We start from the raw sequence: 23,594 nt of genomic DNA on the forward strand, positions 1-23,594 counted from the left end.
TCAAGGCTGGCGGCCGATTTCGGCCAGCAACCGGTGTGCTGCCTCGACGCATGGGCGGACCCGGTCGATCGGGCTGACCCCGGCCAACGCCAACGACCGTCTGGGCACTTCGATCTCGAGCACGATATCGGACGCAAGCACGGACAGGAGGTCGATGAGCGGGAGTTCGCCTTCGCCGGGGACCATGCGCTCGAACATGGCTTCCTCCATGTAGTTGGCCAGGCGCGGCTGCAGGGTCGTGTCGTTGAGTTGGGCGTAACCGATGTATTCGGGGTCGACGGCCGCCAGATCTGCGGCGCCCGACCCGGAGCGCACCAGATGCATCGTGTCGATCAGCAATCGAAAGTCCGGTCGGCCGACGTATTCTCGTGCGGCCAGCGCGGTGGGCAGATCACCCACGGTCAGCCCGGGAACCGGCTCGACGACGGTCTGGATGCTGCGCTCGGCGGCGAGCTCGGTCAGAGCCGCGAACTGGTCGAAGGTGCGGTCGAGATCGGGATCCAGACTGACGACGTTGATTCGCGGCACACCCAGTTCGGCCAATACATCGAGATCTGCACTGAACAAACGGGTTTCGGTGTCTGGCAGCACCAGGAAGCCATCGCCCAGCGAGGCGGCCACGCCACGTTGGCGCATCCTCGCGAGCACGCCGCGTCGCAGCGCCGGGTCGTCTTTGAGGGAAAAGGGCGGATAGCCCAGCGGCACCAAGGGCGCGCCCCGCACCACCGCGGAGATGTAGCGGCAGCCGAGATCCGCGGCCAGATCGACGAACTCTATTGGCGGAAGGCCGAATCCATTGAGAAAGCCGATAGCCAGTTCGGTCATGGCGGACGGCCCGCCAATTGCGCCAATTGGGCGGCAGCCGCGGCCGTTTGGGTCGTCAGCGCGATCTGCCCGGAGCTGACCTGATCCTCGATCATCGGCGCCTCCAGGACCAGATCATCGCGGATGAAGGCGATGTGGGCGTGCAGATGCGCCGCCGTGAATGCCGCCCATGCCGTCTCCGACGCCGGGTCCATCGTCAGAATCACTTGGAAGAAGTCCGCTGTCAGTGGTTTGGGTGCGTCCACGTGAGTCAGCCCGAGTCGCATCGTTTCCGGTCCCAACGTATACCGCGTGGTCCGGGCGAGGTCGCAGGTGACCAGGACGCTGTCCGGCGGTGCCGGGGCCGCCGGATTGGTCGCGGGACACTTTTCGGGCGAGGTCGGCTGCGATTTCTCGACCGGCCGGACCGGCAACGGCGCAATCCGTGGAACGGGCGGGGGCACCGACACGGCGGTACTGGTCGACGTGGTGAGTGTCGCCGCATGCTGGGCCGAATGGCAGCCGCACGCGAGCGCGCCGACCAGAATGGCACTGGTCAGCCGAACGGTCGTCGTAGCAGGCATCGAACTCAAGCAAAGTAGGTCGAGCGCCCGTTGTCGCCCACTGCGGCACAATTCGCGTGAATCGTGATGACACCGTTGCGCTGGCGGCGTGCGCTTTACGGACACTACGAACATAGAGTATGGTCGTGCTGCACGTCAGCGAATGTTCACTTTAGATCCTTGCCACGAAAGCCTGTGTTCATGGCTCGATACCCGTCTGCGGCGGCAACAAGACGAAAGCCCAACCCCGCGGAGCGCCGCCGCGATCTGTGCGATGCGGCGATCGAGTTGTTGGCCGCCGACGGGGCCAAGGGCCTGAGCCATCTCAAGGTCGACCGCAAGGCCGCCGTTCCCGACGGCACCACCTCCTTCTACTTCCGGACCCGGTCCGCACTGCTGCGCGCGGTAGCCGAACGGCTGGCCGAGCTCGATCTGGAGCGGCTGCAGTCGATCGCGGACAGCGCCGGTAGCACGGGAGACAATCCCACGCCCTCGTTGTTGTCGCAGGTGGTGATTCAGGCCGGCACCGAGCCGCAGCTGTCGTGGACCAAGGCCCGCTACGAGCTGACAATGCAAGCGGCCCGGGATCCCGCGATGGCCGCGATCCTGCAGCGGGCCACCGACGCGTTCACCAAGCTGCACCGCGAGATCCTCGTGCAGCTGATGCCCCATGGGGCCGAACTGGAATCGGCGGTGGTCGAGGATCTGAGCAACGTCACGTTGACGTTCATCAACGGACTGCTGATGCGCGCCGCGCACGGCGACCGAATTGTCGACACCCCCGAGCAGCTCGACGCGATCCTGACGGCCATCGCGACCGGAATCCTGAAGAGTCCGCACCGGGGCGCCCTCACCGAGGCCGCCGATGTGCAACCGGGTCGCGGCCGCCGGGCCGCCGCCTCCAGCTGACCGCCACCTCCGGCTGACCGCCGGCAAAAGCACCACGCGCCGGGTCCCGGGCGTTTTGGGTCTTGCCACAGCATCCGCTATATGGTTCTCTACGAGAATAGAGTGAACCGGCGTTCACGGGCCGTCGGTGATCCCGCTATCAGCCGAGCCCGTGCGTTTGTCGAAACAAACGCATTTAAGCGGAGTGTACAAATTGCCCGACCCGGATCCGGCGCTGACCCACGGCCGGCTACAGCGATGTCTCGGGCATGTCGCTCCCTGTAATCGGAAGCGCTAGGAGGGATTTCGTGACAGCGAGCACCGAGAGCCATGTCAGCTTTGATCCATATGATGTCGAGCTGATTGCCGACCCATATCCGATGTTTAAGCGCTTGCGTGACGAGGCGCCGCTGTACTACAACTCCGAATATGACTTTTACGCGCTGAGCCGATTCGCCGATGTCAACAAGGGCATCATCGATCACGGCACCTACAGCTCTGCGCGGGGCGTCATCATGGAGCTGATCAAGGCCAACCTCGAGATTCCATCGGGGATGCTGATCTTCGAAGACCCGCCGATTCACGACGTGCACCGCAAGTTGCTGTCGCGGATGTTCACGCCGCGCAAGATCGCCGCGCTAGAGCCGATGATCCGCGACTTCTGCGCGCAATCGCTGGAGCCGTTGGTGGGTTCGGGCAGATTCGATTTCGTCACCGACCTGGGCGCGATCATGCCGATGAAGGTCATCAGTGCCCTGCTCGGGATTCCCGAAGAGGATCAGGAGTACATCCGCGATCGCGGAAACGCGCAGCTACGCACCGAGCCGGGCAAGCCGATGAGTGCCGCCGAGCATGGCTTGTCGGTGGGCGAGCAGTTCGAGGCCTACATCGACTGGCGTGCCGAGAACCCGTCCGACGACATCATGACCGAGCTGCTCAATGTCGAGTTCGTCGACGAGACCGGGACCACGCGGCGGCTGCGCCGCGAGGAGATTCTCGTTTATCTCAACGTGGTGGCCGGAGCGGGCAACGAGACCACAACCCGTCTGATCGGTTGGGCCGGAAAGGTTCTCGCGGAGCATCCAGACCAGCGCCGCGAACTCGTCGAAAATCCCGCGCTGATCCCGCAGGCGATCGAGGAGTTGCTTCGCTTCGAGCCGCCGGCGCCGCACATGGCGCGGTATGTGACCCGCGACGTCAGCCTCTACGACCGGACGGTGCCGGAAGGCAGCGTGATGCTGATGCTGATCGGTGCCGCCTGCCGCGACGAGCGCCAGTTCGGCCCCGATGCAGGAGAATTCAACATCCATCGCGCCCCCCGGCCCCACCTCACGTTCAGCGTCGGTGCCCACTTCTGCCTGGGCTCGGCACTGGCGCGACTGGAAGGTCGGGTCGCCCTGGAGGAAATCCTCAAGCGCTTCCCGGAGTGGGAGCCCGACATGGCCAACGCCACCCTCAGCCCGACGTCGTCGGTGCGGGGCTGGGAAACCCTGCCGACACTGGTGCCCTGATGGCCGGTCGCGTCGAGGGCAAAGTTGCCTTCATAAGCGGCGCAGCCCGCGGGCAGGGCCGTAGCCATGCGGTGCGCCTGGCAGAAGAGGGCGCCGACATCATCGCGGTCGACGTCTGCGGGCCGATCGACAACCTGGCCTACCCGCATTCGACCCCTGAGGATCTCGCCGAAACCGCAGATCTGGTCAAGAACCTCGACCGGCGCATCGTAACCACTCAGGTCGATGTCCGCGACTACGACGGCCTCAAGGCCGCAGTGGACAGCGGCGTCGAACAACTCGGCCGGCTCGACATCGTCGTCGCCAATGCGGGTATCGGGACCTTCGGCAACAAGTTGCACAAGATCCGCGAGGAGATCTGGCGCGACATGATCGACGTCAACTTGTCCGGCGTGTGGCACACTGTGAAAGTCGGTGTGCCGCATATCCTGGCCGGCGAGCGCGGCGGTTCGATCGTGCTGACCGGTTCGGTCGGATCCCACAAGGCGTTGGCCCACACCGGCCATTACATCGCCGCCAAGCACGGCGTCATCGGTCTGATGCGAGCCTTCGCCGTCGAGTTGGGCCAGCACAACATCCGGGTCAACTCGGTACATCCCAGCCAGGTCAACACGCCGATGACGATGAACGAGGTGACCTACAAGCTGTTTCGGCCTGACCTGGAGAACCCGGGACCGGACGACTTCGCACCGTTCTCGCAGATGATGCACACGATGCCGGTGCCCTGGGTGGAGGCCCGCGACATCAGCAACGCCGTCCTGTTTCTCGCTTCTGACGAATCACGTTATGTCACAGGCGTTTCGCTGCCCGTTGACGCGGGCGCATTACTCAAGTAAGCACTATTCAATTAAGCACGACGAAGTGGAGAAATCTCATGCCGGAATTCGACTACGAAAAGCTGAAGAAAGAAGCCGAGCAGTACATCAAGTTCGAGAAGGACAAGAAGAACCGGATCGCCTACATCACCTTTGACCGGCCGGACGCACAGAATGCCACCAGCCTGGGCATGCGGCAGAACTACGCCGACCTGATCCACAAGTGCAATGTCGACGACGACGTCAAGGTCGTCGTAATCCGAGGTGAGGGACAGGATTTCGGTAGTGGTGGCGACCTGCCCGAGCAGCGGCCGATGCTGGAGAATCCCGGCCTACCGCTGCACCACGAGCTCGCGATCAACGATGACGACGTCAAGTACCCGCCGGGTGGGTCGTACCGTTACCTGTCTACTGTGACCGACTTCTACGCCAAGGCCCGCGCCGGTAACCGGCCGCTGCAGGAGCTTCGGAAGATCAGCATTATCGAGGCCAAGGGCTACTGCTACGGCTGGCACTTCTACCAGGCCGGTGACGCAGACCTGGTGATCTCATCCGACGATGCCCTGTTCGGCCATCCGGCGTTCCGGTATGTGGGCTGGGGGCCCCGGCTGTGGTGGTGGGCCGAGACGATGGGACTACGCAAGTTCTCCGAGATGCTCTTCACCGGAAGGCCTTTCAGCGCGAAGGAAATGTACGAATGCGGCTTCGTCAACAGCGTGGTGCCGCGCGAGAAGCTGGAAGCCGAGACGCTCAAGTACGCAATGGCATGTTCGCGGTCGCGTCCAACCGACACGGTCGCGGTGCAGAAGACGTTCCTCGAGCTCTACAAGCAACACAAGGGCGAATACTTCGGCAGCCTGCTGACCGGCATGGTCGAGGGCATGTTGCCGATGATCAAGAACGACGCGGAAGAAGTCGACCTCACCGGTGGCACCTTCGAAAAGGGCCTCAACAACGTGGTCAAGGACAACGACATGAACTTCCCCCCGGAGTGGCGCCTCAGCCGTTCGGGCCGCGCGAAGCCCTGACCGCTTTGGGAGAGCTCGCATGTCGGCGCTGACGGGTTTCAGGGTCGTCGAGCTGGCGGGGTCGGTCGCAGGGGAGTACTGCGGAAAACTGCTGGCCGACTTCGGCGCCGAGGTGATCAAGGTCGAGGCGCCCGGGTGTGGCAGTTCTACCCGGGCGTTTTCTCCCATCCTGGGCGACGGGCCCGATGGCAGTGCGCTGTTCGCATACCTCAACACGAACAAGAACTCCGTCGAGCTTGATGCTCGCGACCCGCGGCTGCACGCATTGATGGCCGGCGCCGACGCGGTGATCGACGACGGCGCGACCACGGTGGCTTCCCGGCACCCGAATGTCATTTTCTGCTCGATCACGCCGTTCGGCCGGAACGCCGCGCCCGAGCATGCAAATGCGAAGAGCATCAACGTATTCCATGCCAGTGGGTGGGGATATCACACTCCCAGCCATCCGGACCCCAGTAAGCCGCCGCTGCGGGGACCGGGCCGCTTCATGGCCGACTACGAAGCCGGCCTCGAGGCGGCACTCTGCGTGGCCGCAACGCTGTTCGGGCGGCTACACCACGGCCGGGGTGAGGCCATCGACATCTCCCAACATGCCGTGCTGGTCTCACGCGCCGATTGCATTCTGGGCCGCCTGATCACCGGCGAAGTCCCCGCCCTCGGCACCCGCGACGACTACGACCAGCAGGGCCCGGCGTCGTTCTTTGCCTGCGCCGATGGCTTCGTCTACTTGTACATGACCAGCGGCGCGCACTGGCTCGGTGTCAAAAAGCTGATGGGACAACCTGACTGGCTCGACGAATTCGACGACGACTGGCTCGAGTTCTCGGTCACCACGGAAAAGGTCAAGGCATTCCAGCAGGGCTTCGCGGAGTGGGTCCGCGATCTGCCCAAGGAGACGGCGGCCGACGAAGCTCAGCGCATGGGTGTGCCACTCGTTCCGGTCAATGACGCCGCCGATCTGCACGAGTCGCCGCAGTACCGGCACCGCGGCTTCTTTCGCAACGTCAGCCATCCCGTGCTGGGCGACGCCGCCTACCCCACGGTGCCCTACCTGCTGAGCGCATCGCCGGCTGAACTCACCGCTGCCGCACCGACTCTCGGTCAGCACACGGCCGCGATCTTGAGCGGCCTGGATAGGACGCGCACACCACCCACGGTGCGAGTACCTCAGCTGAAGCCGCCGAAGACCCCGCGGGGTGGGCCATTGGAGGGGGTGCGAGTCGTCGAGCTCACCAAGGTATGGGCGGGCCCCTACGCCGGCAAGCTGCTGGCGATGTTGGGCGCCGAGGTCATCAAGGTGGAAACGGCGGCCCTGCCCGAGGAGATGCGCGCCTACGGCGGCACCGACATCAACCACGCACCGTTCTTCCTGAGCATCAACCCCGAGATCCTCAGCGTGGACCTCGATATCAAATCGGCCGAAGGCATGGCGCGACTGCGTGGACTGATCGCGCGCAGTGACATCGTGATCAACAACCTGCGCCCGGGCGCGATGGAGCGCCAAGGCCTTGGCTATCCGGAGCTCACCGAGATCAAACCGGACATCATCTCGGTGTCGATCAAAATGTGGGGCAACGACGGGCCCCTCGGTCACCAGACCGGCTACGCGCCATGTTTCGCCGCCCTGGCCGGACTCGCACCGCTGGTCGGCTACCCCGGTGGGCCCCCGCTCGGAACGAGTATGCGGTACGGAGATTCCACGGTCGGCGCGGCGGCCGCCTACGCCGCTGTCGTTGCCCTGCTGCACCGCGAGCTCAGTGGCACAGGGCAATTCGTCGACATCTCGGCGGTCGAAACCCTCTCCTCGATGATCGGGGACTGCCTGCTCGAACAAAGCCTCACCGGACGCCGCCTCGGACCGGATGGTAATTATCACCCCGATATGTGTCCGCATGGGTGTTATCCCTGCGCGGATGGCGCCTGGGTCAGCGTGGCCGTCACAGGCGACGACGATTGGCGCCGGCTGTGCGACGTGCTCGATGCCCGCGCCCTGGCCGACGATCCGCGCTACGCCACATCGGACGGCCGGCGCGGACACGTCGAGGCGCTCGATGGTGACATTGCGGAGCTGACCCGCGACCTCGATGCCGACGACCTCGCGCACCGACTGCGGGCCGCGGGAGTGCCGGCCACCAAGAGCGCCACCGCGATCGACGTGATCGGCGATCAGCAGCTCTGGGATCGCGAGTTGTATCGCTTCGTCTCCGATCACCGCGAAGGCCAGCGCCCGATCGTAGGACCGGCATGGCGGATGGCGCGCGAGCCGGCGCGCATCGAGCGAGGCGCGCCCGACCTGGGCCAGGACACCGACTACGTTCTCCACGAAATACTGGCTGGGGCACCGACGTTGGGCGGGTTATGACTGGAACACTGGCACAGACCGCGGCACTGGTTACCGGTGCCAGCAGCGGCATCGGTGAAGCGACCGCTAAAGCGCTGGCTGCCGAGGGCGCCGCAGTGGCGCTGCTCGCGCGCCGCGCCGACCGGCTGGCCGAGCTGAAAGCCGAAATCGAATCGTCCGGCGGTACAGCGCTGGTCGTGCCGGCCGACGTCACCGATGCCGAACAAGTGGCCGCGGCCGTGCGGCAAACCGTCGCCGAGTTGGGACGGCTGGACATCCTGGTGAACAATGCCGGTTTGATGCAGTCGGCACCAGCAACCGAGGCGCCGTTGCAGGACTGGGACCAGATGGTGTCGGTCAACGTACAGGGCGTCCTTTACGCCACCAAGGTGGCACTGCCACATCTGATCGAGGCGGCCACCGATTCGCGGCGCGGCGTGGCCGATCTGGTCACCATCAGTTCGACGGCGGGCTGGGTGGCCCGCCCCAATACCGCGGTCTATTCGTTGACCAAGTTCGGCGTCAACGCCTTCAGCGAGGGGCTGCGCCAAGAGGTACTCGGCAAGCGCGTCCGGGTCGGCGTCGTCGGTCCCGGTACGGTCGATACCGAGATCTTCAGCCATCTGGCCGAGGACTCACGGGAGGCGTTCGAACGCCAAACCGCCGGCATGGTCAGGATGCGGCCGGAGGACATCGCCGACGCGGTGCTGTTCATGGTGACCCGCGACCGCCGGGTGGCGGTCAACCAGATGCTGGTCCGTGCCGCCGAACAGACCTGGTAATCGGGTGGATTCGCGGTGGGTCGTCGGTGACCAGTCCGGGCTGACGTTTCCTGCCGACCCCGCGGCGTTGCGCGAATGCGGAGCCCGGTTTCTCACCGACGCGTTCCGGGCTTCCGGTGTGCTCGATGACGGCAATGCGGTCGTCGATGTCACGGCTTGCACCGAGATCGGCGGGGGCAGCACGGGCCGCAAGGTCATGCTGTCGATCGAATATGCCGACGAGGCAACCGGTTTGCACACCGATCTCTTCGTGAAATTCTCGCGTGATTTCGACAATCCGATCCGCGATCGCGGCAAGACGCAGATGGAGCCGGAGGTGCGATTCGCCTCGCTCTCGCGAACAGCGGGCTTTCCGATCGCGGTGCCCAGCGCACTCTTCGGGGACTATCACCGCGACAGTGGAACCGGAATACTGATCACCGAGCGAATCCGATTTGGCCACAACGGAATCGAGCGCCAGTATCATAAGTGCCTCGACTACGAGATGCCCGAACCCTTGGAACATTACCGAGCGCTGCTCACAGCGCTGGGCCGGCTGGCCGGAACGCACCGGTCCGGTCGACTACCCGCCGCGCAGTTTCCACTTGATGTGCAGGCCGCGACGGTGGGTGAGCGAGCGCCGCTGTCCATCGACAAGCTGGAACGGCGGCTGGACCAGCTGGGCGAATTCGCCGACACTCATCCCGGGCTACTGCCCGCGAATGTCCGCACGCCGGAATTCCTGGCACGGCTGCGCCACGACGTGCCCCGGGTCGCCCTTCTCGAACAGGCGGTCACCGCTCAGTTGGCCGATGATGCCGACTATGTTGCGCTGTGCCATTGGAATGCCAACATCGACAATGCGTGGTTTTGGCGCGACACCGGCGGCACGCTGCGCTGCGGTCTGATGGACTGGGGATGCGTCAGCCAAATGAACCTGGGCATGGCGATCTGGGGTGCGTTGTCCGCAGCGGAGACCGAGCTGTGGAACCGCCATCTCGATGAACTGTTGCGGTTGTTCGTGACCGAGGTCGCGCGTTGCGGCGGTCCCGACCTGGACCCCGAACGGCTTCGTCGGTACACCCTGCTCTATGCGGCGTCGATGGGAATTGCGTGGTTGTTGGACGTTCCGGTCCTGATACGCAAGCGATTCGGAGACGATGCGCCCGGCAGCCGGAAGGATCCGCGGATCCGAGAGGACGAAAGCGTGCGTGCGCCATTGCAGATGCTGTGCAACCTGCTAAGCGCCTGGGAGCGGTATCGGGTGGGGGAGATGCTCGATTAATGGCCAGCAGCATCGATCTGAGGGGCACTACGGATCGGTCGCGCGGCGCTTCCGGGACCAGGCTCGGTAGGCGATGTAGGTCATCAGCACTGTAAGGCCTCCGGTACTAATCAGGCCCAGCATCGTGCCGTGGGTGCAGGCATTCAGGACTAACAGCGCGAGGAAGAGCGCGGCCAGCCCTGTGTAAAACTGTGGGCTGTAGAGGGGCCGTGCCTTCTTCACGCGCGAAGTTTATGGTGATCACGCGGCAGCCGGTTGTCACCTGTTGCTCACGGGCGCTAAGGCGCATCGTCATCGCGGTCGATCAGCAGCTTCTCGGGGTGATGGAACGTATTGACGCGTGGCTGGCCATGATCGAGGTGCGGCGGCGGAATCCATTCGGTCTCACCCCGGGAGTTCTTGCGGGTGGTCCAGCCGCCGGGTTGCAGTAGGCGGTGTTGGGGGCCGCAGGCGAAGGTCAAGTCGTCGACGTCGGTGGTGTGGCACGTCACCCAATCGGTGACGTGATGCACTTCGCAGTAATAGCCGGGGACGGTGCAGCCCGGCGCCGAGCACCCGCGATCCTTGGCGTACAGGATAATTCGTTGCGCCGGCGACGCCAGTCGTTTGGTGCTATACAACGCTAAGGCTTTGCCCTTATCGAAGATTGCCAAGTAATGACGCGCATGACGCGCCAACCGGATCACGTCGCTCATCGGGAGGATGGTGCCACCGCCGGTGAGGCCGCGCCCGGCGGCGACCTCCAGCTCGGCCAGTGTCGTAGTGACGATAATCGAGGTAGGCAGCCCGTTGTGCTGTCCTAGCTCCCCCGAGGCGAGCAAACCTCTCAGCGCCGCGTTCAGCGCGTCGTGTTGGCGTTGCGCGGCATTGCGCGAATCGCGCTCGATGGACTGCTCGCTGGGACTTCCGTCCACACATGGGCTTTCATCGTCGGGATTACACATACCCGGAGCGCCCAGCTTGGCCCAGACCGCTTCCAGCGTCGCGCGTGCCTCGGGAGTCAACCATCCGTGAAACTCCGACATACCGTCGCAACCCTGATTACCGAGCCTCAATCCACGACGACGTGATCGGTCATCGTCGGAGTAAATCCCATCGGGGTTGAGGCAGTCCGCCATGATGGCGGCCAGGTCCGCGATTTGTTCGGGCCGGAAGTGGGTGCCCTCGAAGGCTAGTTTGGCTTCGGCCTGCTCGCGGGTGCCGGCATCAATCCAGCCGGGCAGCTGGTGATAGAACTTTCGGATCGCGGCCACCTGCCCCGGCCCCAGCGTGCCCTGGCGCTGCTCAGCGGCCGTCGCCGCCAAGACCGGCGAAATCAGTTCACCGGTTATTCCGCAGCGCGGCCCCAGATCGGCGGCCTCGCGGATGCGCCGGGCCGCCTCGGCGCGGCTGATCAACGTCGCTTCGGCAATCGCATGCGACAGTTTGCCGCCGATCTCCTGCGGCGTGGCCTGGCGGGCCAGGCCATTGATCAATGGGTGCTCAACCGCCGGCAGCCGACGACGAATCTTTTCGCACCGCAACAACAACGCTAATTGCTCACGGGTGAGTAACGCATCGCAGTCTTGTGTCATCAATTCGTCCAAAGCGCCGTCGATGGTGTCGAAAGCCGCCGACAAGGCCTCCCGATCGATACTCACAACTCAAATGCTATGAAGACCCACCGACAAAAATTGGTAATTTGTTACCACTGAAACAGTAGTGGCACAAGGGATTCCAAGCACGGACCGTCAGTCCACGCGTGCGCAGCCGCCAGCACGTCGCCGACGTAGATGCCACACACGGCACGGCTTTCGCCAGGGAAAAAAGCACAGTGGGACAAGGGATTCCAAGCATGGACCGTCAGTCCGCGCGTGCGCAGCCGCCAGCACGTCGCCGACGTAGATGCCACAGATTACGAAACCGCACGCCTAACTCTCAAGCCACGACGGACTGTGCGTCAGCACGTCGACACCGACCTCGGTGATGTGAACGGTGTCGCGGCGAAACACCGCCCCAACGCCTTGCTGCCACACATAACCAGTGATCGCCAGCACCATGCCGGCCTCGAGTTGGTCGTCTTCCCCGGCGGCCACCAGCGTCTCGGATACCACTGGGGGATCGAAACCCAGACCCAATCCATGTGCGATCGGCATCGGCGGTATCGGCTCACCGGCCGCCTCGTAGGCGGCCAGCAGCTCGCGGATGGACACACCCGGGCGACAGGCGGCAAGCATATTGTCGTACAACGTATTCGACCGTTCGAAAAGCGCACGAGCATCAAAATCGCCCACCTGCCAGGTGCGGCCTACCTCGGCGACATAGCCGTTGGCCAGGGCGCCGGCGGCGAACGCGACAAGATCACCCGGCTGCGCCGAAGCCTGGCCGCGATGCCACGGCCGTTCCCGCGAGGTCACCCATGCCGCGTCCTGGGTAGCCGGCGTGGAGACCCCGCCCGCGGCCATCGCCTCCATCATCACCCCGGCCAGCGTCTGTTCCGACACACCCGGCGCCAGTTGGCTTACGGCAGTGGCGAGTCCGTGCTCGGCGATCCGCAGTGCGCTATCCATCGTCGCGATCTCGTCGGCTGTCTTGATGCGCCGCGCCGCGCGCATGGCGGGCTCGGCATCGACGAGTTCCGCGTTCGGGAACGCGTCGGGCAGCAACGCGGCGAAAGTCGGTGTGATCGCGTCAGTTCCGACCCGCCGCGCGGCATCGGCCCCGTCGACCTTCTTGAGCACGTCGATGAGCGTCATCGGGTTCCAGGCCAGCCCGTACAGGTGATCGTGGTCGATCTCCTCGGGTACGCCCTCATCGTCGGTGCTGTTGAGGTAGATGTCTCCGGTGGAGCGCACCAATACGCACATGGGGCCGAACGGCCGCGTCCCGGCGATCCAAAGCTGGGGCGCGCCAGTCACATAGCGGATGTTGGCCTGCCGGCCCAGCACCAGGATGTCGAGGCCGTGTTTGTCCATCTCGGCCAGGGCCCGATCCCGCCTGCCGATGCGCAGCGCCCGGCTGTCGGGCAGAACCTCAGTCGCCATAGGGCGTATAGGGGTAGTCGGTAATCGGCGCGTAGCCGTCCTCGGTGATCACCACGATCTCCTCACTGCGATAGCCTCCCGTTCCGTCTTCCCACATGACCGGTTCGAGAACCAGAACCATGCCCGGCGGAAAGACGAAGTTGTCGTCGAATTCCTCGCCGAGATCAGTTCCGATCATCGGCGCTTCGGCCGGGTAGGTGCCGATGCCGTGGCCCAGATAGAAATGCGGCAGCCACGGTTTGCGGCCCCCGTTGGCCGCGATCGCCGCGCGTGCCAAATCACCCGACGTCGCACCGGCTTTGGTCACCGCGAGCACCGCGTCAAGGACGGCCCGCCATTGCCGGAATTGATCCTGCTGCGCACGGGTCGGTTCCTGACCGACCACCCACGTACGGCCGAAGTCTGAACAGTAGCCGTGGTAGGTGATGCTGATATCGGTCCACAACACATCGCCGGCGGCCAGTTCGCGGTCGGTCGGCAGTAGCGGCAGCGCCAGATCGCCATGCGTGGTCCAGACACCGGCTTCCCGTGAACTCGGCATCACCTGCCAGATCGCCTCGAGCATGTTGGTGGTGGCCCCGAGCTCGAATGCGCGGCGCACGAAGGTGGCCGAGAGATCGATCTGCCGCACGCCCGGCTTCAGGGCCTTCTGCACGTCGACAATGGCATCTTCGGTGATGCGGGCCGCCCTGCGCAGACAGGACAGCTCGTCGCGGGTCTTCACCAGTTGCGCGGTGCCGATCACGATCGCGGCATCTGCCGGCGGTCCCGCCGGAAAGAGTTCAGCCGCCGCTCGCCGCATTGCTCCGGTGAGCTCGTCGACGGCGATATGCGCTCCCGGCGGGATCAAACCAGCCAGCTGCCGTACGAATTCCTTTACACCGTGGTCGAATTCGAGGTAGGCGGGACCGTGCAGATGGTCGTCGGGCACCGGCGCCTCCGCCGATGATCCGCTGCGCAACGGCATGAACAGGTGCGGATGCTCGTCGTCGGCGAGCACGACCGCGACCGGGCGCTCCACATGCGAGAGGCCGGCGTCCAGCAGCGGCCAGCTGGCTCCCGTCGCGTAACCGACGTAGCCGTTCATCAGCAGGATCAGCGCGTCGACCCCGTGCTCGGCCATCGCGGAGCGCAGTCGGGCACCGACCTCGGTGCGCATGCGGGCCCAGTCCGGCTCAGCCGGGGCGTCGAGGACCGAGCGTCGGGCAGACAGTGTGTTCGTCATGCCGGAATCCCCAGGAATGTCTTGATGTTGCCGCCGACGACACGCACGGCGTCCTCGGGTCCTACGGCGTCGACCACAGCGGCCAGCGAGCGCTCAGAATAGCCGAAAGTGCTTTCGTTGTGCGGATAGTCGGACGACCACATCACCTTGTCGATGCCGATCTCGTCGATCTGTCGCAGACCAAGTCCGTCGACCATGAACGAGGCGCACATGTGTGTGTCCCAGTAATAGCGGATGCCGTGCTCAGGCTGGTGCCGCAGCATGTGCTGATAGGAGGCCAGCACGTGCTCGGCGTCCTGTAGAGCGGTTGGTACCCAGGCTATTCCGCCCTCGAACCAGCCGATGCGCAGGCGTCGGTGCCGGTCCAGGATGCCGCCGAAGATGTACTTGGAGAACATCTCCCGGAACGAGTCGATGTTGACCATCATGGCCACCGCAACGCTGTTGACCTCGCTGGGAAACTTCGGCTGACTCTCGCCGATGTGGTGCGTGAGGGGCAGGCCGGCTTCTTCGATCTCGTCCCAGACCCCACTCATCGCTGTGCTGGAGTAGTCGATGGGCTGCCCGTTTTCGTCGTTGCCCGGGCTGATCGGCATCAGAAATGTCTTCAGCCCCAACGATTTCAGTTCTGTCAACGTCCGACGGGCCCCGCGCGGATCCCACCAATTGATCAGCCCGACCCCGTAGCAATGGCCATCAGAGCGCTCCTGGACCCCGGCGATGTGTTCGTTGTAGACGCGGAAGATGCGCTCGCGGATCTCGTGGTTCGGGTGGTGGAACAGCGCCAGCACCGCGTTGGGGAAGGCCAGTTCCTTATCGACGCCGTCCTCGGCGAGCTCGCGAATCCTGGCTTCGACGTTGTTGGTGGCCGCGCCGGCGAGGTCGTCGTATTGCATCAGCACCGCGCTGAAATCGCCCACCACCATGGACTGTCCGGGCCGGCCAAGCAGATACGCGCCATCCTCGTACCAGATCCGCGGCGCCTGGTCCTTCAGATCGTCGGGAAACTGTTCGTAGAAGATGTCGTCGGCCACCGAGATGTGGTTGTCGGCGGAGAACACCTCGGTGCCGGCCGGCAGGCCGGTGCGAAATTCCGCGGCCCGGCCGTGCCGGTGCTTGGGCGCGCCGATCATGCCTTCGGGGTAGAGGGTGTGGGTTGCGCTGGACATCATCGTCCCTTCGTTGCGATCACCTGCTGAGGATGCCGATCTGTTCCAGGTCGGCGAGGTACTTCTCGATCAGCTGCTGCGTGACGTGCGGGATCGCGCGGCCCGAGTGTGCGACCGCGGACTGAAATTGCGCGCCGGGTACCGGTGAACCGGCGATAGCGAGCATGGGTTCACGGTAGACGTCCAGCACGGTCAGCACCGACTGGGCGCGCTGGCGCTCGGGCAGAGCCCCCATCGCGGTCTCGAAGCGTGTGAGCCAACTCGAGTAGTCGTCGATCCTTTCGACCGGATAACCCGCGGCGATGATCCAGTCGACGAACGTGTCCATCGAGATGCCGTCGTCATACGGGTTGGTGGTGTTGTACGTGGCGAAACCGCTGCCGTGCCGCGGTCCGATCGCGGCGATCGACTCGGCGAGGAAGTCGACCGGCAAGCCCTCGTAGTGCGGCCTGGCGGCGCCGGTCCGGTAGAACGACCTCGGCGCGACACCGGTGGTCACCAGGCTGAACAACAGCCGGGTGAAGATGTCGGGCACGTTGAGTTGTCCCGCATAGCGGCTGTCGGCCAGGATCATGCCCGGCCGGAATACCGCCACCGGCAGCCCGCACAGGTCGTGGGCCTCGCGCATCAACACCTCGCCGGCCCACTTGCTGATCCCGTACCCATTGGCGTAGCTGTCATCGGCCACACACTCGGGGACCGAGCGGCGGATGTCGGTGTCTTCATCCACCAGCTGATGGGCCACGGCACTGACGCCCAAGGTGGAGATGTAGTGGACCGGTTTGAGTTTGGTGGTGATCGCCAATCGGATCACCTCGGCGGTACCGACGACATTGGGGCCGAACAATTGCCGATAGGGCAGGACGTGGTTGACGTGAGCGGCCGGGTGCACGATCAGGTCGACCGTCTCGCTCATGCGCCGCCAGGTCGCGTCGTCGATACCGAAGCCGGCTTCGCCGATGTCGCCGGCCACGACTTCCAGATGGCCCTCAGCCAGGCTCCGGAAGCGGTCGAGCAGCTTGGGATCGGAATCCAAAGCGGCCTCGATGCGCCGGCGCGCATGTGCGGCGTCGGCGCCGCGGGTCAGGCACACCAGCGTGCCGCCCGAATCCGCCAGTCGTTGCAACCATTCCAGCCCGAGGAACCGCCCCAGGAAGCCCGTCGAGCCGGTGAGCAGCACGGTGCGGATCTCACTGGTGGGGGCGGGCAACAACATGGCGTTCTTCAGGATGTCGTCGTCGATGAACTTGTCCAGGCGCAGGTCGCAGGCCGAGACCTCGCGGCCGGCGGTGTCGTGCACGGAGCCGAAGGTGGGCCGCGGCACGTCGGAATTACGTTGCCGTTCAATGTGATCGGTGATACGAAGCAGATCACCGGTCGGGTCGATCACCACGCCCACCGGAACCTCAACACCGTAGATGTCGGCCAGCAGCGTCGAAAACGTCAACGCGGACAGCGAATCGCCGCCGAGATCGATGAACCTGGCCTCCGGCGAGACATCGGCCGCCGGCACCCCGAGGGTGGCCTGGACGGCCTTGCTTACGGTCGCCAGCACCGGCTGGTCGGCACCGCCGGTGCGCAATGCGCGCAGCTGCCCCAGTTGGTCATCGGCCATAGCCGCATAGAGCTGCTCCAGGCGTTCGCCATAGCGCTCTTTGAGCCTGGGTCGCAAGAACTTGCCGACACCGGACAACAGGCCATTGGTTAAGCTGAACGGCTCGGTCTCGATTAGGAAATCGCGGGGGATCTCGTAGCCGTTGAGCCCGTTGTCCCGCGCGATCTGGCGCAGCGAGTCGGCGATCAGCGAGGTGCCGACACCGGTGTCGATCGGCACGATCACGGCAAGCAGGAAGGAACGCTCGCTGTTGCCATAGATGTAGATCTGGTGAATCAACGAGCTGGTCGAGTACAGCGCCTCCAACCGCGAAACAGCGACGAATTCACCCTGCGCCAACTTGATGACGTTGTTGCGGCGGTCGACGTAGCGCAATCGGTCCGGCCCGACTTCGGCCATGATGTCGCCGGTCTTGTAATAGCCGTCCGCGTCGAACATCGTGGCCGTCAGGTCGGGACGGTTGTAGTAGCCGGCCATGAAGCGAGCCGACTTGACTGCCAATTCCCCACGGGGATATGGCTTGTCGGTACTGAAGTAGCCGAGCTCGGGCACGTCGAGCAGCTTGTAGTCGATTACCGGCGGTCGCAGCACATGTTCGTCGGCCACGATCATCCTTCCGGCGATCTCCGTGGACGAATAGCCGATCAGCAGGTGCTGGTCGAGCACGACTTCCATGAACTCCTTGATTTCCGGAGACAGCGCCGCCGATCCACAGCCCACCGCCAGCACGCGGCCGCCCAGAATCTGCTCGCGGATAGCGGTGGTCAGTTCGTCGGCGGCCTCGTCGGAGGCCTCCCCGGTCAGGCTGCGCCGGTCCAGCTCGCGCTGATAGTGGTGGTAGAACATCTCGCAAACCCGCGGCACCAAACTCATCGACGTCGGACGTACCAGCGCCAAATCGTCGAACAGCGTCGACAGATCGCTCCTGGCCGCGAAATAGCTGGTGCCGCCGTTGGCCAAGGTCAAGATCACGTAGCCGTACCCGATCAGGTGACTCATCGGCATGTAGCTCAACGTGATGACCGGTTGATCCGACTGCGCGAGCCAGGTGCCGATACACAGACTCTCGGTGAACATCGCGCCCTTGGGTGTGCCGGTACTCCCGGAGGTGTAGAAAACCCATGCCAGCGGGTCCTCGTCGGCCGCTGCCACGTGCAGTGGCGGGGCAGGCAACGATTGACCCTGCGCGACAACATTATCGAGTGTTTCGATGGTCAGCCCGGTGCCCGTCGCGGCCAGCCGGTCCCGCGCCGCCTCGTAGCTGGCACGCTGATCGTCGTCGCGGGGTTCGTAGTCGAACACGATCAGCCGCTGCGGTGCGGTGCCGGTCCGGCTTGCCGCTAAGACTGCTTCCACGGCGATCTCGAGGTTGTCGATCCCGACGGCGAAGATTCGCGGTTGGGTCTCGTCGAGGATCGGCGCATGTTGCGCGGCCGGTGCGCTGGTCTGTAACGGCACCACCACCGCACCGAGGTGGATGCAGGCGCATTCGATGGCGGTGTAGTCGATACTGGCGAAACCGAGCACGCACACGAAATCGCCCGTCCGCAGCGGATGCCGACCGTGATGATGCCAATCCCCGGCCACCGCTTGGACACGCGCCCACAGTTCCGCGTAGCTGACAGTCTCGAAGCGCGGCAGGAAGTTCACTGTCGAGCGCCCGGTCGCGGGATCGGTGGTGACTTCGCGTACCCGCTGTCCCAACGCCGGCCGGTCGGCGTAACCCTGCAACACGGTCGCCATGACCTCGCCGATCCGCAGCCCCGGTGCGCGTGCCGCGGCCGCGATGTGCTCGTCGGGGCGGGTGGCACTGAATTGGGCGTCCTCGGCATAGAGTCGCTCACGCCGGCGTGCCAACCGTTCCCACTGGTCCTGCTGGGCGCCCGGATCCTTTACGTCAGAGCGGCCGACGAACGCCATATTTCACCACTTCCATGTGTTGAAACCATCCCAGTCAGTCCGGATAGCTGACGCCGGTGAGTTCTTCGGAGAGCCGCCACAGGCGCTGCATCTCGATTTCACTGCGTGCGAGCCGTGGGACGGCGGCGAATGTGACTCCGCCCCCGGCGGTTTCGTAGAAGCCGCGCGGTCCGTAATAACGGCCGCCTTCGGCATCCGGCGAGACCGCCGCGTACAGGGTCGGCTTGATGCCCTCGTCGATGTCTAACCACATGAAAGGCAGTAAGCGCCAGGTTAATCGGGTGAGTCGCGCCTGCACGGTCGGTTTGTCCCGTCCGTACGAGGCGCCGCTGAGCAGATTGGTCTTGCTCAGTCCCGGGTGTGCGGCATTGGACATGACGCCCCAGCCACTTCGGCCGCTGCGCCGGTTCAGTTCTACCGCGAACATCAGCTGCGCCAGCTTGGCGATGCCGTAGGAGACCATCGGTTTGTAGCCGTGCCGGGCGTTGGGGTCCTCGAAGGACAATTTCGGTTGGGTGGCGGCGATGCTGCTGACCGTCACGACGCGCGACGACGTCGCGGCGCGCAGCAGCGGCAGCAAGTGCGCGGTGAGGGCGAAGTGGCCCAGGTGGTTGGCGCCGAATTGCAGCTCGAAACCGTCGCCGGTGTGCTGCAGCGCCGGCGGGGTCATGACGCCGGCGTTGTTGATCAAGATGTCGATCGGCCGGCCCTCGGCCGTCAGCTCTTCTCCCAGTGCCGCAACACTTTCCAGTGATGCCAGGTCCAGCTGCCTGATGCTGAGCTTCGCGGCGGGGACGTCACGGCGTATCTGCGCGATCGCGGTCTCGCCCTTGGCATTGTTGCGAATGGCCATCACGACGTCGGCGTCCGCGGCCGCCAACCGCTTCGCGAGTCCGAATCCCAGACCGCTGTTGGCCCCGGTGACGACCGCACGCTTGCCGGCGAGATCCGGCAGGGCCAGCGTCAGGTCCGGCTTCACCATCTCACGGGAAGCTCGTAGACGCCGTAGGCCAACGTGTCGTGCTTGAACGGCAGCTCCTCGACCGGAACGGCCAGCCGCAGGGTCGGTACCCGGCGCAGCAGCGTGGGCAGCGTGATCTGTAATTCCATGCGGGCCAACTGCTGCCCCACGCACTGATGACGGCCATAACCGAATCCGACGTGCGCACCCTGGTCGCGGGTCAGGTCCAGCCGGTCGGCATCGGGGAACTGACGGTCGTCCCAATTCGCCGGTGCGACATCGAGAATGATGCCTTCGCCCGCGCGGATCGTCTCACCACCGACGTCGATGTCCTCGATGGCGATGCGGCGTTGACCCGTTTGGATGATGCTCAGATACCGCATCAGCTCCTCGACCGCGTTGGCGATCGCCTTCGGATCGTCGGTTTGGACCAGGAACTGCCGCTGATCGGGATGCTCGAGCAGGGCCGCGATACTCAGACTGATCATGTTCGCGGTGGTCTCGTGGCCCGCGATCAGAACGCCGACCGCCAGTTGAGTGGCTTCGCGCACGCTGATCTCGTCGGCGTTGACCCGTTCCGCCAGATCGGACACCAGATCCTCCGACGGGCTTTCCATCTTGACCCGGATCAGCTTGGCGAGGTATTTCGCCAACGACGCAGCGCCCTGGGCCGTGTCCTCTTCGGTCGCGTAGCGCCCGGTTCCGCGTTGAGCCTGTTCCTGGAAGAAATCGGCGTCCTCGTATGGCACGCCCAACATCTCGCTGATGACCAGCGTCGGGACGGGCAGCGCCAGCGTGCTCACGATGTCGCCGGGGTTGGGGCCGGCCAACAACGCGTCGATGCGCTCGTCGGCGATCTTCTGTACCGCGGGACGCAACCCTTCGACTCGCTTGAAGGTAAAGGGTTTTGACAGCATCCGGCGATAGCGCGTGTGCTCCTCGGCGTCGGAGGTGAACACCGAGCGCGGGCGTTTGTGCACCGTCGCCAGCATTCCCTCGTTCCAGTGCGGATAGCCCGGCAGCCGGTCGTCGACGCTGGTGCGCGAATCGGTGAACAGCGAGCGGATCGCGTCGTAGCCATGGATCAACCACGGTGTGCTGCCGTCCCAGATCCGCACCCGGCTGAGCTGCTTAGTTGCGTTGAGCGCCAACGATTCCGGGGGAGGGGCGAAGGGGCAGCTCGCGGCCCGCGTCATCGGGAAGTCCGGGATGTCGGTGGCTGGATCAGTTGAGACGTCGGTCATCGTGCTCCTTGTATCCGGTGGTTCGTCAGGCGCCCGCTGCACTCACATGAACCGGCGCGCGCCACAACCCGACGATCGCGTCGATCAATCCCTCACCGGCGACCGGCCAACTGGAACGCGATCGCGGCCCGTGCTCGGCCAACGCGCCTTCGTGCTCGGCGCAGGTGTGCATCAGCAGATTTCGGACCATGACGATCCGCTCGGATCGCACTCGCTTGGGCAGGTCGGGCAGGCACCGGTTGATGCCGTCGATGGTCTGCACCAACCTCGGCGACATCAAGGCGTCCTTGGTGACGACATGGTGATAGGTCGGGTCGGCCATCGCCTGAGCGGCGAACCGCGCATACCAGCTCGGGGTGCCCAGCGCCGCCAAATGGTCGGTGAGTGGCCGCACCAGAGTGCTCACCCAGTCGCGCAGCTCGGTGGAATCGCCTATGTCGTCCAGCATCTGGGCGCGGAGATGTTCGATCGGCTCGCGGTGCTTGCTTTCGATCGCGCGCAACAGTTCGGTCCGGGTCCCGAAGTGATAGCACGCCGCGGCGTTGTTGCCCTGCCCGGCCGCTTCGCTGATCTGCCGATTGGACACGGCATACATTCCGCGCTCGGCCAACAACCATTCGGCGGCCGACAAGATCGCCTCGCGCGTACTTATCGACCGGTCAGAACGCGCCGTCCGCTCGGCTTTCACCGCCTCAGTGAACACCGCGCGGCGGATTAAATCAAGCAATTTATTTAAAGCGTGTCACAGGCGGCAAGCCATGTTGTCCGTCGGGATCCCGTGCGCGAGCGGGTGCTAGCTGGGCTTCCTGAGATGCGGCCCCAGCAGCGACTGCCAGCCGCGCTGCATGTTCTGAAACTCCTCCTCGCAGTTGCCGGCTCGACTCTCCGGCAGGTCTCCGGAGGAGACGATGCCGGCGTTGGCCTGCGGATCGGAGCCGTAAATCCAGCACTCCCAGTTGTACATGCGGGTGATGTCCATGGAATGCCCATCCCAGAACGGAAGCTCGTTGGCGTCGCCGGCTTCCTTTGCGCTCAATTTCCATTCGGTGGCGGTGTTGGTGGCGATACGCACCCCGTCCGGATAAGGTTTTCCGTCCGCGCCGGGGTTGAGAAGCATGAACGCGGAGAGTTGATCGGCCACGTCCTCCTCGCGCCCGGTGAACGCGAGCTGATAGATCGCGAGGGTGGCGTGCCCGAGCTCGTGGTAAGCGGCAGAGATCGTCTCGTCGATCGCGGGGGTTACCGGATCGGGAATTGAGCTGCCCGCGGCCAGCTTTTCGGCGTGCTCCCTGGCCTCGTAGCAGAGCTGTATCTCGTTGGCGTCGGGAAGGTAGAAATCGTTGTCCGCATCGCATTGCTTACCGACCACGCCCAAGTCGGACGGCAGCACCAAGGTGTCCTGGATGTGTCGCGCGAGGTCCTCCAGCACCTTTGCGTCCTGCATGAGCTGGCGGCCACGCTGTGCCTGCGGTGTCGTGGCGTCTTCGTAGCGGATCTTCACCGTCCCTGCCCCGGGAGGCGTCGGCTCACCCGGTTGCTTCGGTTGCGGGGACTCGGTCGGTGTCTGCGCAGCGGGCGAATTGGATTCGGCCTGTTGGCTTTTGGATCCGCCACACCCGACCGTGCAGAGCAGCGCTGCACACGCCGCAGCGATCGATGTCGTTACCGCTCTGATCGTTGCCATGTGCACCGCTGCGGGTGGCGCCGTCGGGTAGCCGGCAGCCTTGGCTAGCCGCCGAGCCCCTTCTTCACCGCCGCATCCTGCTTTTGGCCGATGTCGTTGATGAAGTCCGGTGGCGGCAGCGTGTCAGGCGGACCGTCGAATTCCAGCGTCACAAAGGCCTTGCCCTCGGTGAACAGCAAGACCGCGATGCCCTTGGAGTTGTCGGGCGAATTACCCGACACCACGGTTCCGTCGGTGCCGATCTTGACCGCGTCCGTGGTCGGATGCTTGATCGCGCCACCCTGTGCCGATTTCGCGGCGTTCAGTGCGCTGGTTGCCGCACCTGGGTCCGGCAGCACCTGGATGGTGACTTTGATGGTGTGGCTGTTGTCTTGGGTGTTGAAGGTCGTCGCGGCGCCGGGCTGGCCGTTCGGGTTGTTCGTCGGCGGCGTGCCCGTGAACGGCACCGGCGCGTCGATATCGGTCACCTGGATCAACCATCCGGTGTAATCGGCGGCCGGCGCCGCGGGCGCCGAGGAGGTCGGCGCGGCGCTGCTCTTGCTGGTCGACGAGGTAGCCGATCCCGATGTCGTCGGCGAAGGCTTCTGACTGCCGCCGCAACCGGCCACGGTCAACGCCAGCGTTGTCGCCGCAACGATCCCCGCGACTACGGGTCGTGAAAGCCTCATCGCATCGTGCTCCTTTTAGGCTCGATCTGGCAGCGGGGTCGATTTCACCCCAAAGGCACAGTACAGTGCGCGTTTCGTCAGATCGGCTG

General features: G+C 64.7%; 20 protein-coding genes. 7 read left to right on the forward strand and 13 right to left on the reverse strand.

What is annotated here, in order from left to right:
* Together MAAFP003_RS13365 and MAAFP003_RS13370 are read right to left on the reverse strand one after the other, a co-directional pair.
* Window positions 1–825, reverse strand: coding sequence for a sugar phosphate isomerase/epimerase family protein (locus MAAFP003_RS13365; RefSeq protein ID WP_096287610.1), 825 nt, complete (start codon window positions 823–825; stop codon window positions 1–3).
* Window positions 822–1,388, reverse strand: coding sequence for a SecDF P1 head subdomain-containing protein (locus tag MAAFP003_RS13370; protein ID WP_096287612.1), 567 nt, complete (start codon window positions 1,386–1,388; stop codon window positions 822–824). The genes MAAFP003_RS13365 and MAAFP003_RS13370 overlap by 4 nt, the downstream gene beginning before the upstream one ends.
* Window positions 1,389–1,568: 180 nt before the next feature.
* Here MAAFP003_RS13370 and MAAFP003_RS13375 point away from each other — a divergent pair, with 180 nt between their 5' ends.
* The 7 genes from MAAFP003_RS13375 (at window position 1,569) to MAAFP003_RS13405 (ending at window position 9,996) form a co-directional block, all read left to right on the forward strand.
* Window positions 1,569–2,276, forward strand: a complete 708-nt coding sequence (locus MAAFP003_RS13375) for a TetR/AcrR family transcriptional regulator (protein ID WP_096291127.1) — start codon at window positions 1,569–1,571, stop codon at window positions 2,274–2,276.
* 287 nt (window positions 2,277–2,563) lie between these two features.
* Entirely contained in the window at window positions 2,564–3,766 is a 1,203-nt protein-coding gene (locus MAAFP003_RS13380) for a cytochrome P450 (RefSeq protein WP_096287614.1), read from the forward strand.
* Window positions 3,766–4,602 (forward strand): mycofactocin-coupled SDR family oxidoreductase, encoded by an 837-nt coding sequence (locus MAAFP003_RS13385; protein WP_096287616.1) that lies wholly within the window; start codon window positions 3,766–3,768, stop codon window positions 4,600–4,602. The genes MAAFP003_RS13380 and MAAFP003_RS13385 overlap by 1 nt, the downstream gene beginning before the upstream one ends.
* Before the next feature lie 38 nt (window positions 4,603–4,640).
* Complete coding sequence (locus MAAFP003_RS13390) at window positions 4,641–5,609, forward strand: enoyl-CoA hydratase/isomerase family protein (RefSeq protein ID WP_096287618.1); 969 nt, start codon at window positions 4,641–4,643, stop codon at window positions 5,607–5,609.
* 19 nt (window positions 5,610–5,628) lie between these two features.
* Window positions 5,629–7,971: a CaiB/BaiF CoA transferase family protein gene (locus MAAFP003_RS13395; RefSeq protein WP_096287620.1), complete on the forward strand. Its 2,343-nt coding sequence runs from the start codon at window positions 5,629–5,631 to the stop codon at window positions 7,969–7,971.
* Window positions 7,968–8,732 (forward strand): SDR family NAD(P)-dependent oxidoreductase, encoded by a 765-nt coding sequence (locus tag MAAFP003_RS13400; protein WP_096287622.1) that lies wholly within the window; start codon window positions 7,968–7,970, stop codon window positions 8,730–8,732. The genes MAAFP003_RS13395 and MAAFP003_RS13400 overlap by 4 nt, the downstream gene beginning before the upstream one ends.
* Window positions 8,733–8,736: 4 nt before the next feature.
* Window positions 8,737–9,996 carry a hypothetical protein gene (locus tag MAAFP003_RS13405; protein ID WP_096287624.1) on the forward strand — a complete coding sequence of 420 codons (1,260 nt, stop codon included), beginning with the start codon at window positions 8,737–8,739 and terminating at the stop codon, window positions 9,994–9,996.
* Window positions 9,997–10,023: 27 nt separating this feature from the next.
* Here the strand turns inward: MAAFP003_RS13405 and MAAFP003_RS13410 are convergent, their stop codons facing one another.
* The 11 genes from MAAFP003_RS13410 to MAAFP003_RS13460 form a co-directional block, all read right to left on the reverse strand.
* A complete protein-coding gene (locus MAAFP003_RS13410) occupies window positions 10,024–10,218 on the reverse strand; it encodes a hypothetical protein (protein WP_096287626.1) in 195 nt (64 codons plus the stop codon).
* 56 nt (window positions 10,219–10,274) lie between these two features.
* Entirely contained in the window at window positions 10,275–11,636 is a 1,362-nt protein-coding gene (locus MAAFP003_RS13415; protein WP_243394025.1) for an HNH endonuclease signature motif containing protein, read from the reverse strand.
* Between the two features lie 270 nt (window positions 11,637–11,906).
* Window positions 11,907–13,019, reverse strand: coding sequence for a M24 family metallopeptidase (locus MAAFP003_RS13420; RefSeq protein WP_096287628.1), 1,113 nt, complete (start codon window positions 13,017–13,019; stop codon window positions 11,907–11,909).
* Entirely contained in the window at window positions 13,009–14,244 is a 1,236-nt protein-coding gene (locus tag MAAFP003_RS13425; protein WP_096287630.1) for a M24 family metallopeptidase, read from the reverse strand. Before MAAFP003_RS13425 ends, MAAFP003_RS13420 begins: the two co-directional genes overlap by 11 nt.
* The gene (locus MAAFP003_RS13430; RefSeq protein ID WP_165796403.1) at window positions 14,241–15,413 is read right to left on the reverse strand and encodes an amidohydrolase family protein; all 1,173 of its coding nucleotides are present in this window, start codon (window positions 15,411–15,413) and stop codon (window positions 14,241–14,243) included. The genes MAAFP003_RS13425 and MAAFP003_RS13430 overlap by 4 nt, the downstream gene beginning before the upstream one ends.
* Before the next feature lie 19 nt (window positions 15,414–15,432).
* Window positions 15,433–18,948: a carboxylic acid reductase gene (gene car, locus MAAFP003_RS13435; protein ID WP_096287632.1), complete on the reverse strand. Its 3,516-nt coding sequence runs from the start codon at window positions 18,946–18,948 to the stop codon at window positions 15,433–15,435.
* 34 nt (window positions 18,949–18,982) lie between these two features.
* Window positions 18,983–19,930 carry an SDR family oxidoreductase gene (locus MAAFP003_RS13440; RefSeq protein ID WP_096287634.1) on the reverse strand — a complete coding sequence of 316 codons (948 nt, stop codon included), beginning with the start codon at window positions 19,928–19,930 and terminating at the stop codon, window positions 18,983–18,985.
* The gene (locus tag MAAFP003_RS13445) at window positions 19,924–21,153 is read right to left on the reverse strand and encodes a cytochrome P450 (RefSeq protein ID WP_096287636.1); all 1,230 of its coding nucleotides are present in this window, start codon (window positions 21,151–21,153) and stop codon (window positions 19,924–19,926) included. Before MAAFP003_RS13445 ends, MAAFP003_RS13440 begins: the two co-directional genes overlap by 7 nt.
* 25 nt (window positions 21,154–21,178) lie before the next feature.
* Window positions 21,179–21,856 carry a TetR/AcrR family transcriptional regulator gene (locus tag MAAFP003_RS13450; protein ID WP_096287637.1) on the reverse strand — a complete coding sequence of 226 codons (678 nt, stop codon included), beginning with the start codon at window positions 21,854–21,856 and terminating at the stop codon, window positions 21,179–21,181.
* Window positions 21,857–21,946: 90 nt separating this feature from the next.
* Window positions 21,947–22,837 carry a DUF4344 domain-containing metallopeptidase gene (locus tag MAAFP003_RS13455; RefSeq protein ID WP_096287639.1) on the reverse strand — a complete coding sequence of 297 codons (891 nt, stop codon included), beginning with the start codon at window positions 22,835–22,837 and terminating at the stop codon, window positions 21,947–21,949.
* Window positions 22,838–22,881: 44 nt separating this feature from the next.
* Window positions 22,882–23,505: a hypothetical protein gene (locus tag MAAFP003_RS13460; RefSeq protein ID WP_096287641.1), complete on the reverse strand. Its 624-nt coding sequence runs from the start codon at window positions 23,503–23,505 to the stop codon at window positions 22,882–22,884.
* Window positions 23,506–23,594 lie beyond the last annotated feature (89 nt).

The organism is Mycobacterium ahvazicum, assembly GCF_900176255.2.
In the GTDB taxonomy this organism is placed as follows: domain Bacteria; phylum Actinomycetota; class Actinomycetes; order Mycobacteriales; family Mycobacteriaceae; genus Mycobacterium; species Mycobacterium ahvazicum.